The organism is Ruegeria sp. SATB027 (assembly GCF_059613825.1).
Window position 1 is genome coordinate 17,277 of the sequence record NZ_JBXWTH010000055.1, and the last position, 9,307, is coordinate 26,583.

A 9,307-nucleotide genomic window follows, 5' to 3' on the forward strand; every position below is an offset into this window, starting at 1 on the left:
AATTCCTTAGGCCGCGTTTGCCGCCCTGTCCAGTTGCGCGCCCAGCGGTGGTGCCACGAACATCCCAGCCGCCATTGCAACCAGAAAGACCAGCCCGCCCAGCCCGCCATAGCTCAGCGAGGCCATTGCCGGTCCGGGGCACAGCCCGGCCAGTCCCCAGCCCATCCCGAACAGAACCGAACCCACGATCAGCCTGCGATCAACCTCGGGCTTTGCAGGGGGTGGAAAGGCTCCGCCGGTCAGGGCGTTTTGCCGTCCGGTTGTCATCCGCCACGCCACAAGCATCGGCAGGATGGCACCGGCCATCACAAAGGCCAGCGTCGGATCCCAGTTGCCAAACACATCCAGCCAGCCCTGAACTTTTGTGGTGTCTGTCATGCCTGAAATCAGCAACCCGGCGCCGAACAGCGATCCGGCGATCAATGAAATGAAAAGGCGCATCAGATCACTCCCAACACATGACGCAGCAGCACAAGGGTGACGCCCCCGGCAAGGATATAGAAAACGGTGGCCACGATGCCGCGCAGCGAGAACCGAGAGATCCCGCACACCCCGTGCCCCGAGGTACAGCCATTGGCGATCCGTGTACCGATACCGACCAGCAGCCCGGCCAGAATGACAACGCCCAGATTGCTGGTAAGATGCGTCTGGGCCTCGGGCAGGATCAACGGGCGCAGAAGAAGGGGCATTCCGACAAGCCCCGCAATAAAGGCCAGCTTTTCGGCCATGCTCCCCTTGGCGCTGCCATCGACAAGGCCGCCCAGAATGCCGCTTGCGCCCATGATCCGGCCATTGCCCAGCAGATAAACCGCCCCGGCCAGACCGATCACCAGACCGCCGCACAGCCCCCAGATCCATTCTATATTCATGTGGGATTTCCCTTTGTGATTTGTTGTGCCCGCGTCACAGCTTGTTGACCGGCAGTTTCAGGAAAACATCGCCCTGTTCATCCGCCGGAGGCATCTGACCGGCCCGCATGTTGACCTGCAAAGACGGCAGGATCAGGCGCGGCATGGCCAGCGTGGCGTCCCGCGCGTCGCGCATTTCCACGAAGTCTTCGATGCTGCGCCCCTGTCCGATATGGACGTTCAGCGCCTTCTGCTCACCCACCGTCGTTTCCCACGCGTATTCGTCGCGGCCCGGTGCCTTGTAATCATGCCCGACATAGATTCGGGTATTGTCCGGCAGCGACAGAATCTTCTGGATCGACTGGAACAGCGTGGCCGACGATCCTCCGGGAAAATCGCAGCGCGCCGTGCCGAAATCGGGCATGAACAGCGTGTCACCAACAAATGCCGCATCGCCAATCACATAGGTCATGCAGGCCGGTGTATGGCCGGGGGTGTGCAGCACGTCGCCCCGCATCTGGCCGATGTGAAAACTGTCGCCTTCCTTGAACAGCGCGTCAAACTGGCTGCCATCGCGCTGAAATTCGGTTCCTTCGTTGAAAACCTTGCCAAACGTGTCCTGCACGGTGATGATCTGATCGCCAATCCCGATCTTGCCGCCCAGCTCCTGTTGCAGATAGGGGGCCGCGGACAGGTGATCGGCATGGACATGGCTTTCCAGAATCCACTCGACCTTAAGGTCCTGCGCGCGCACAAAATCGATGATCCTGTCCGCCGAGGTTGTCGACGTCCGTCCCGAGGCATGGTCGAAATCCAGCACGCTGTCGATGATGGCACAGGCTCGCCCCTGAGGTTCATGAACCACGTAGGAAACCGTAAAGGTCTGCTCGTCAAAAAACGCTTTCACTTTCGGTGTCATGATCTTCTCCGTTTCGGTCACGCATATCATATATGTGAATTGGAATGTGATGCAATATCGAACCTGCATTTGATGCCGGTCAAAGCAACCGCTGAAATCCTGGCTTAATCTTTAACCTATCCGCGTCAGATTGCCGAAACTTCGACCATGGCAGGCAATTTCCCGCACAAGGCTACGATATTATCTGCGGGTCGTAATCCCGTTACGTATATTGGGGATACTGGCGCCACTTGGGAGGATGGTTATGACACCGACTGGTCTTTATTCCGAAGCCGAGCAGCTTGAACGTAAGCTTGTGAACGCGGGTCTGGAAACGCGTTTGGCGCTTCAACCGAGTGTGAGTAAGATTGTTGACCGGATGCGGCAGCAGGGGATGGAGGTGCCTTCGCGCCTGCGTCGTCTGGATGCGGCCTTGTGCGAAGATGCGATTGAAGCGCAGTTTGATAACTTGCCGGTGTGAACCGGATGGTCATCCAAGGGAAATCCCGAGGATGACCAGCATCAATCCAAGCACCGACAGAAACAGCGAGGCCAGGTTCCAGGGCAGAACCCCCTGAACCACCGCGCGCAGCTCGTCATCCGACAGACCGGCCTTGCGCGCCCGCATCACGCGAAGAATGCACCAGACCAGACCGGCAAGCCCGGCCACAGACAGGGCCGCACCGCCCCAGGTGATGATTTCGAACATGGTTCCCCGCATATCCTCGTGACCTGATCACGCGCTTAACGGATCGGTTGGGGTCATACAAGTGCGCCGGCCCAATGGGTGCTTGCGACCCGGGCGGCAGCACTGTATCCGGCATTCCACACCAGGGTTTCAGCCTCTGGGACAGGCGTGTTTTGAAGGTGCCCCCGATGATCGGGCCACCGCCGTTCACCGCCAGCTGCAGGCTGACCTCTTCTGGTTGCAGGTCCATAACCGGGAACAAAAAAGATGAGCATGTCTGAAGAAGCAGAAGCAAATTACAAGGTCACCGCGGGCGAGCTGCGCCAGTTTGTGGAGCGTATCGAGCGCCTGGAGATGGAAAAGAAAGACATCGCCGACCAGATCAAAGAGGTCTACGCCGAAAGCAAGTCGCGCGGCTATGACGTAAAGGCCCTGCGCAGCATCATTTCCCTCAGAAAAAGGGACAAGGATGACATTGCCGAGCAAGAGGCCGTCATCGAAATGTACAAAGAAGCGCTGGGCATGAACTAAGCCCGACCGCCACAAAACGATCTATGGCTCTGGAATGGGTTCAATGCCCCGAAAGAGCCACCGGCCGGGGGGGATGCAACGGGCGCGCAGCAGCTCCCCTTGCCAAGCGCATGGTACTACCACGCACAGCGCTCGACGCTTCCGGGCTGTATCGAACCGCCCATAAATCAAACGCGCACCACAAAAGTCTCTGACACGCCAATGGCCAAAGACGCCGGAACACCCAAACCCTTCCGGATGAAAGCGCGCTTTTTCGAAGGAATAAGAAGGATGGTGCTGCTGGAGAGAATTGAACTCTCGACCTCTCCCTTACCAAGGGAGTGCTCTACCTCTGAGCTACAGCAGCGCTGTGGGCGGGTGATTAGACTCAAACGAAACGCGGCGCAAGGGTGTCTGGACGGTTTTTTTCGCCTCCTGTAGAGAAAGATCATGACGGATAAAAATTCACCCAAAAAACAAGGTAAACCCGGCGATGCGCGCGAGGCGCGGCTGAAGGCGGCGCTGAAGGCCAACATGGCGCGTCGCAAGGCGCAGGCCAAGGCGCGTGCGGCAGCAGGGGACAAGCCTGACAAGGACGAGGGATAAGAGCAGATGGATTCGATTCTGGTAACGGGCAATGGCCCGCTGAACGGTCAGATACCGATTGCGGGGGCCAAGAATGCGTGCCTGACGCTGATGCCCGCAACATTGCTGAGCGAAGAACCGCTGACGCTGACCAATGCGCCGCGGCTGAGCGACATCAAGACCATGACCGCGCTGCTGCAATCGCTGGGGGCCGAGGTGTCGTCGTTGCAAGACGGTCAGGTGATTGCAATGTCCAGCCACAGCCTGACCAGCCAGACCGCCGATTATGACATCGTGCGCAAGATGCGTGCGTCCAACCTTGTGCTGGGCCCCTTGCTGGCGCGGTTCGGGCAGGCGGTTGTTTCTCTGCCCGGCGGGTGCGCGATCGGCGCACGGCCGATGGACCTGCATGTCGAAGGGCTCGAGGCGCTGGGTGCCGAGATCGAGCTGAAGGACGGCTATCTGCACGCCAAGGCTCCGGGTGGTCTGAAAGGGGCCGTGCATCAGATGCGCTTTGCCTCGGTCGGGGCCACCGAAAACATCGTCATGGCCGCCACGCTGGCCAAGGGCACCACGGTGCTCAAGAACGCCGCGCGCGAGCCCGAGATCGTCGATCTGGTTGAATGCCTGCGCAAAATGGGGGCCCAGATTTCCGGCGAAGGCACCCCGAGCATCGAAATTCAGGGCGTCGACCGGCTGCACGGGGCCACACATCAGGTTGTCACCGACCGGATCGAGTTGGGCACCTATATGCTGGCCCCGGCGATTTGCGGTGGCGAGGTTGAATTGCTGGGCGGTCGCATGTCGCTGGTCGATTCCTTTGCGGCCAAGCTGGATGCGGCAGGCGTCAGCGTTTCAGAAACCGAAGGCGGTCTGAAAGTGGCCCGCAAAAACGGGCGCGTGCGCGCGGTGGATGTGGTGACCGAACCTTTCCCCGGCTTCCCGACCGACCTGCAGGCGCAGATGATGGCGCTGATGTGTACGGCCGAGGGCACCTCGGTTCTCGAAGAACGCATTTTCGAAAACCGCTTCATGCACGCCCCCGAACTGGTGCGCATGGGCGCGCAGATCGAGGTGCATGGCGGCACCGCCACGGTGACCGGGGTCGAGCGTCTGAAAGGCGCGCCGGTGATGGCGACCGACCTGCGGGCTTCGGTCTCGCTGATCCTTGCGGGAATGGCGGCGGAAGGGGATACAACGGTCAGCCGGGTCTATCATCTGGACCGCGGATATGAGCATGTGGTGCGCAAGCTGGAAGGCGTGGGCGCAAAGATTGAACGGATCAAGGGCCAATGACAGACGCAAGTTTTGAAGACGGGCGCGAGGCGCCGCTAAATCTTGGGGCCGAGGATGCAGATGACCTTCAGGTGATCTCGACCCTCGCGCAGGATGCCGTGTTTCCGGTGACCGAGATGAAGTGGCAACCGTCGCAGCGCCGCTTTGGTCTGCTGCTGAACCGCTTTCGCTGGGAAGACAAGGATGCCGCCGCCCGCCGCGACCGCCCGTTTGAACGGGTGCAATCGGTGCTGGTCTTCGGTTCGGTTCTCTCGGTGTCCAGTCAGGGCATTGATCGCGGTGACACCGACATGATCATGTCGCTGATGTCGGTCGTTTTCGAACCCGGCGAGGATGGCGCAGGCCATGTCCTGCTGACGCTGGCCGGTGATGGCGCGATCCGCCTGACCGTCGAGGCGCTGGATGCCACCCTCAAGGACGTCACGCGCCCTTATCAGGCCCCCTCCGGTCAGGCCCCGCATCACCCCGAATAGATGCAGAACAAGCGCGGGATTTCTCAGGCGTTTTCAACGACGCCCGAAGGCATTGCACTGCGCCCCGCCACCGTGTTTGATGTTTTCGACCTTAGCCGGGTTCTGATCCGCTCAATCACGCAGCTCTGCGGGGTCGATCATAAGGGTGACCCACAGGCCATCGCGCAATGGACCGATAACAAGGACCCCGCCACGATCCGGGGCTGGTTCAGGCCCGGATCGCAGATCTGGCTGGCCGAACACCGGGGGCATGTGGCCGCTGCCGGGGGGCTTTTTGAAACCGGGACGGTCACTTTGCTCTATGTCGATCCGGATCATACGGGGCAGGGGGTGGGGCGAGCGCTGCTCAACCGGCTGGAACGGCAACTGGCTGTGTGCGGCTGTGCCGAGGCGCATCTGGATGCCACCAAAACGGCGCACGCGTTCTATCTGAAACAGGGGTGGCAACCGGCAGGCCCGCCCGGTGACTGGCACGGCATCCCGCAATACCCGATGCGCAAATCGCTGCACCCCGGTGACTGAGGGTTGAGGCGGCGCGCTCCGGGCGATATGTCCCAATGCGCAACGCCCGGAGTGCCAGATCATGCCCGTTTTCCTAGATACCACATCGCCCGATTTCGAACCCGCCTTCCGGACTCTGCTCTCGGCCAAGCGCGAGGACAGCGCGGATGTGGATGCGGTCGTGGCGCAGATCATCGACGATGTGCGCAACCGGGGCGATGCGGCGGTGATCGAACTGACGGCCAAATTCGACCGGCTGACGCTGACGCCCGAAACGCTGGCCTTCAGCGCACAGGACATCGCGGATGCGGTGGCGCAGGTCTCGGACGAAGATCGCACGGCGCTGGAACTGGCGGCTTCCCGCATCCGGGCCTATCACGAAAGGCAGATGCCCGAGGATCAGGAATGGACCGATGCGACGGGCGCAACACTCGGCTGGCGCTGGTCTGCTGTCTCGGCCGCAGGGCTTTACGTGCCGGGTGGGCTGGCGTCATACCCGTCATCGGTGCTGATGAACGCCATCCCGGCCAAGGTGGCCGGTGTGGAGCGGCTGGCCATCGTGGTGCCCACGCCCGACGGGCAAGTGAACCCGCTGGTGCTGCTGGCGGCACAGCTGTCGGGTGTGGACGAGGTTTATCGCATCGGCGGCGCGCAGGCCGTGGCAGCGCTGGCCTATGGCACCGACACCATCGCTCCGGTCGACAAGATCACCGGGCCGGGCAACGCCTTTGTCGCCGCCGCCAAGCGGCGCGTCTTTGGCAAGGTCGGCATCGACATGATCGCGGGCCCCTCGGAAATTCTGGTCATCGCCGACAAGGACAATGACCCCGACTGGATTGCGCTGGACCTGCTCAGCCAGGCCGAACATGACGAAAGCGCGCAGTCGATCCTGATCACCGACGATGCCGCATTCGGCCAATCCGTCGCGCAGGCGGTCGAAAAACGGCTGGAAACCCTGCAACGCCGCGCCATCGCCGGGGCCAGCTGGCGCGACTACGGCGCGGTGATCACTGTGCGCAACCTGGACGAGGCCGCAGCCCTGTCCAACCGCATTGCCCCGGAACATCTGGAGCTTTGCGTGGCCGACCCGCGCGCGTTGAGCAAAAAAACCATCCACGCCGGAGCCATCTTTCTGGGTCAGTACACACCCGAAGCCATCGGTGACTACGTCGGCGGCCCCAACCACGTGTTGCCCACCGCGCGTTCGGCGCGGTTTTCGTCTGGCCTCAGCGTGATGGATTTCCTCAAACGCACCACGCTCAGCCAGATGACCCCCGAAGCCCTGCGTGCCATCGGCCCTGCTGCCGAACAGCTGGCGCAATCGGAAAGCCTCGAGGCGCATGGCCTCTCGGTCACTGCGCGCCTGAACCGCCTGAATGGCTGAAATGACGCAAAGACCGGGCGCATATGGCGTTTCTGTGCGTTGCCCGTTGAATATCATTGCTATAGGTCTGTGCTGACGCAAGGAATGTGACTGTAAAGATGACCCGCATCTCGCATATCGAACTGGATGATAGAAATCTGCCGCCGCCCACGCCCGAGATCGAGCAGGAGCGCAAGGTCGCTATCTATGATCTGCTGGAAGAAAACAGCTTCTCGCTGCCCAAACGCGACGACCGCGTTGTGCCCGAGGGCCCCTATCGCCTCCAGCTTTCGATCCGCGACAAACGGCTTGTCTTCGACATTGAAACCGAGGCCAACGAAAAAGCGGCCGAGTTTCACCTGTCGCTCGGTCCCTTCCGGCAGGTGGTCAAGGATTACTTCCAGATCTGCGAAAGCTATTTCGATGCGGTGAAATCGCTGCCGCCCAGCCAGATCGAAACCATCGACATGGCCCGCCGGGGTATCCACAACGAAGGCAGCCGCGTGTTGCAGGAACGGCTGGAAGGCAAGGCAGATGTCGACACCGACACTGCCCGTCGCCTTTTCACGCTGATCTGCGTTCTGCATTTTGGGGGCTGACGCGTGAAGCCCCTGCCGCAGTCGGTCTTGTTCTGTTGCGACCACAACGCGGTTCGGTCCCCGATGGCCGAGGGGCTGATGAAGAAATTCTATGGCACCGGCACCTATGTCCAGTCCGCCGGTGTGCATAACGATCTGGAAATCGACGGCTTCAGCATCGCCGTCTGCCACGAGGTCGGCGTAGAGCTGTCCCGCCACCGCTCGCGCTCCTTCGACGAGATGCAGGAATGGGGCGATGACCTCAGCTCGTTCGATCTGGTCGTGGCGCTTTCACCCGCCAGCCAACGGCAGGCGCTGGAACTGACCCGTGTTTTTCACCTCGATGTCGATTATTGGCCAATAATGGACCCTACCGGGATGGGCGAGACCCGCGAACAAAAGCTACATCACTACCGACAGACCCGCGACCAGATCATTCAGCATCTGAAAGACCGCTGGGGCGAACCAACGGAGGGGACATGAACCAGACCGTCAAAACCTATTTCGATGCCTTCAACGCCGGTGACGTCGATGGCATGCTGGCCTGCCTGTCCGATGACGTGGCCCATCACGTGAACGAAGGCCAGATTCGCGTCGGCAAGGACAGGTTCGCGGCCTTCTGCGCCCATATGAACCGCTGCTATCGCGAAAACCTGACCGACATCGTTGTGTTCGAGGCGCAGGGCGGCGCCCGCGCCGCGGCCGAGTTCATCGTCAACGGCACCTATCTGGAAACCGACGAGGGCCTGCCCGACGCCCACGGCCAGACTTATCGCCTGCCTGCCGGGTCGTTCTTTGATCTCAGGGACGGCAAGATCACCCGCGTCACCACCTTCTACAACCTTGCAGACTGGACCAAACAGGTCTCGAATGGCTGACGTCAGTGACGTCCGCCCCCTGACCGGAGCGGCACTCGGGGCCGCTCTGGATGATGTCGCCCGCCTGCGGATCCGGGTGTTTCACGCCTGGCCCTATCTCTATGACGGCGATCTGGAATACGAGCGCAAATACCTGCAATCCTACCGCGACAGCGACAAGGCCATCGTGGTCGGCGCCTTCGACGGCGACCGCCTGATCGGCGCCTCGACCGGTGCGCCGCTGACCGACCACGCCGACGATTTCGCTGCGGCCTTCGCAGACACCGGGCTGGACCTGTCGCAGATCTTCTATTGCGCTGAATCCGTCCTGCTGCCGGACTATCGCGGGCAGGGTGTTGGCCACAAATTCTTCGACACGCGCGAGGGGCACGCCCGCGCTCTGGGCTTTGCCAAATGCGCCTTTTGCAGCGTGCAACGCCCCACCGACCACCCCCTGCGCCCCGACCACTACCGCCCGCTGGATACCTTCTGGCGCGCCCGCGGATACAAGCCCTTACCCGGCGCAATCGCCCAATTCTCGTGGAAGGATATCGGGGAGGAGGGAGAAACGCTGAAGCCGTTGCAGTTCTGGATCAGGGATTTGTAGACGTCGGGGTAGGGGCGGTGGAGCAAGGCTTTTCTGTGTGTTGCAAGAAGTGTGGCCACTAAACAGCCATTCGCTGCGGGTGCAAAGCCGAAAGCGTATCCTC

15 protein-coding genes and 1 tRNA gene are annotated in these 9,307 nt (G+C 61.3%); 11 read left to right on the plus strand and 5 right to left on the minus strand.

The annotated features are described in order from the left end of the window. Positions 1-6: 6 nt before the first annotated feature. Genes AC2FPW_RS16340 through AC2FPW_RS16350 form a run of 3 tightly spaced genes read right to left on the minus strand, consistent with a single transcriptional unit; the run spans position 7 to position 1,767 of the window. Positions 7-441 carry a DUF6691 family protein gene (locus AC2FPW_RS16340; RefSeq protein ID WP_267366618.1) on the minus strand — a complete coding sequence of 145 codons (435 nt, stop codon included), beginning with the start codon at positions 439-441 and terminating at the stop codon, positions 7-9. After that, complete coding sequence (locus AC2FPW_RS16345; RefSeq protein ID WP_267366620.1) at positions 441-869, minus strand: YeeE/YedE family protein; 429 nt, start codon at positions 867-869, stop codon at positions 441-443. Before AC2FPW_RS16345 ends, AC2FPW_RS16340 begins: the two co-directional genes overlap by 1 nt. 34 nt (positions 870-903) lie before the next feature. Continuing rightward, positions 904-1,767: an MBL fold metallo-hydrolase gene (locus AC2FPW_RS16350; RefSeq protein WP_496814556.1), complete on the minus strand. Its 864-nt coding sequence runs from the start codon at positions 1,765-1,767 to the stop codon at positions 904-906. Positions 1,768-2,011: 244 nt separating this feature from the next. Here AC2FPW_RS16350 and AC2FPW_RS16355 point away from each other — a divergent pair, with 244 nt between their 5' ends. Next, positions 2,012-2,227: a hypothetical protein gene (locus AC2FPW_RS16355; protein ID WP_209505776.1), complete on the plus strand. Its 216-nt coding sequence runs from the start codon at positions 2,012-2,014 to the stop codon at positions 2,225-2,227. A 9-nt stretch (positions 2,228-2,236) separates the two neighbouring features. On the opposite strand, the gene AC2FPW_RS16360 is transcribed toward AC2FPW_RS16355, so the two are convergent. Then, positions 2,237-2,455, minus strand: coding sequence for a hypothetical protein (locus AC2FPW_RS16360; RefSeq protein WP_267366623.1), 219 nt, complete (start codon positions 2,453-2,455; stop codon positions 2,237-2,239). A 246-nt stretch (positions 2,456-2,701) separates the two neighbouring features. Here AC2FPW_RS16360 and AC2FPW_RS16365 point away from each other — a divergent pair, with 246 nt between their 5' ends. Beyond that, positions 2,702-2,965, plus strand: coding sequence for a DUF2312 domain-containing protein (locus AC2FPW_RS16365; RefSeq protein WP_267366625.1), 264 nt, complete (start codon positions 2,702-2,704; stop codon positions 2,963-2,965). Between the two features lie 271 nt (positions 2,966-3,236). Here the strand turns inward: AC2FPW_RS16365 and AC2FPW_RS16370 are convergent. Continuing rightward, positions 3,237-3,311, minus strand: a tRNA-Thr gene (locus AC2FPW_RS16370). Between the two features lie 83 nt (positions 3,312-3,394). Here AC2FPW_RS16370 and AC2FPW_RS16375 point away from each other — a divergent pair. From AC2FPW_RS16375 to AC2FPW_RS16415, 9 genes are all read left to right on the plus strand, one after another. Continuing rightward, complete coding sequence (locus tag AC2FPW_RS16375) at positions 3,395-3,550, plus strand: hypothetical protein (protein ID WP_209505784.1); 156 nt, start codon at positions 3,395-3,397, stop codon at positions 3,548-3,550. A 6-nt stretch (positions 3,551-3,556) separates the two neighbouring features. Then, the gene (gene murA / locus AC2FPW_RS16380; RefSeq protein WP_496814557.1) at positions 3,557-4,825 is read left to right on the plus strand and encodes a UDP-N-acetylglucosamine 1-carboxyvinyltransferase; all 1,269 of its coding nucleotides are present in this window, start codon (positions 3,557-3,559) and stop codon (positions 4,823-4,825) included. Then, entirely contained in the window at positions 4,822-5,298 is a 477-nt protein-coding gene (locus tag AC2FPW_RS16385) for a DUF2948 family protein (protein ID WP_209598118.1), read from the plus strand. The genes murA and AC2FPW_RS16385 overlap by 4 nt, the downstream gene beginning before the upstream one ends. Next, positions 5,299-5,820, plus strand: coding sequence for a GNAT family N-acetyltransferase (locus AC2FPW_RS16390; RefSeq protein WP_267366035.1), 522 nt, complete (start codon positions 5,299-5,301; stop codon positions 5,818-5,820). 61 nt (positions 5,821-5,881) lie between these two features. Then, positions 5,882-7,183 (plus strand): histidinol dehydrogenase, encoded by a 1,302-nt coding sequence (gene hisD / locus AC2FPW_RS16395; RefSeq protein WP_496814558.1) that lies wholly within the window; start codon positions 5,882-5,884, stop codon positions 7,181-7,183. A 98-nt stretch (positions 7,184-7,281) separates the two neighbouring features. Then, positions 7,282-7,761, plus strand: coding sequence for a UPF0262 family protein (locus AC2FPW_RS16400; RefSeq protein ID WP_171722821.1), 480 nt, complete (start codon positions 7,282-7,284; stop codon positions 7,759-7,761). Between the two features lie 3 nt (positions 7,762-7,764). Continuing rightward, on the plus strand, positions 7,765-8,223 hold the full coding sequence (locus tag AC2FPW_RS16405; protein WP_209505795.1) for an arsenate-mycothiol transferase ArsC: 459 nt from the start codon (positions 7,765-7,767) through the stop codon (positions 8,221-8,223). Next, the gene (locus tag AC2FPW_RS16410) at positions 8,220-8,618 is read left to right on the plus strand and encodes a ketosteroid isomerase-related protein (protein ID WP_496814560.1); all 399 of its coding nucleotides are present in this window, start codon (positions 8,220-8,222) and stop codon (positions 8,616-8,618) included. The genes AC2FPW_RS16405 and AC2FPW_RS16410 overlap by 4 nt, the downstream gene beginning before the upstream one ends. Next, positions 8,611-9,204 (plus strand): GNAT family N-acetyltransferase, encoded by a 594-nt coding sequence (locus AC2FPW_RS16415; RefSeq protein WP_480586336.1) that lies wholly within the window; start codon positions 8,611-8,613, stop codon positions 9,202-9,204. Before AC2FPW_RS16410 ends, AC2FPW_RS16415 begins: the two co-directional genes overlap by 8 nt. Positions 9,205-9,307: the final 103 nt, after the last annotated feature.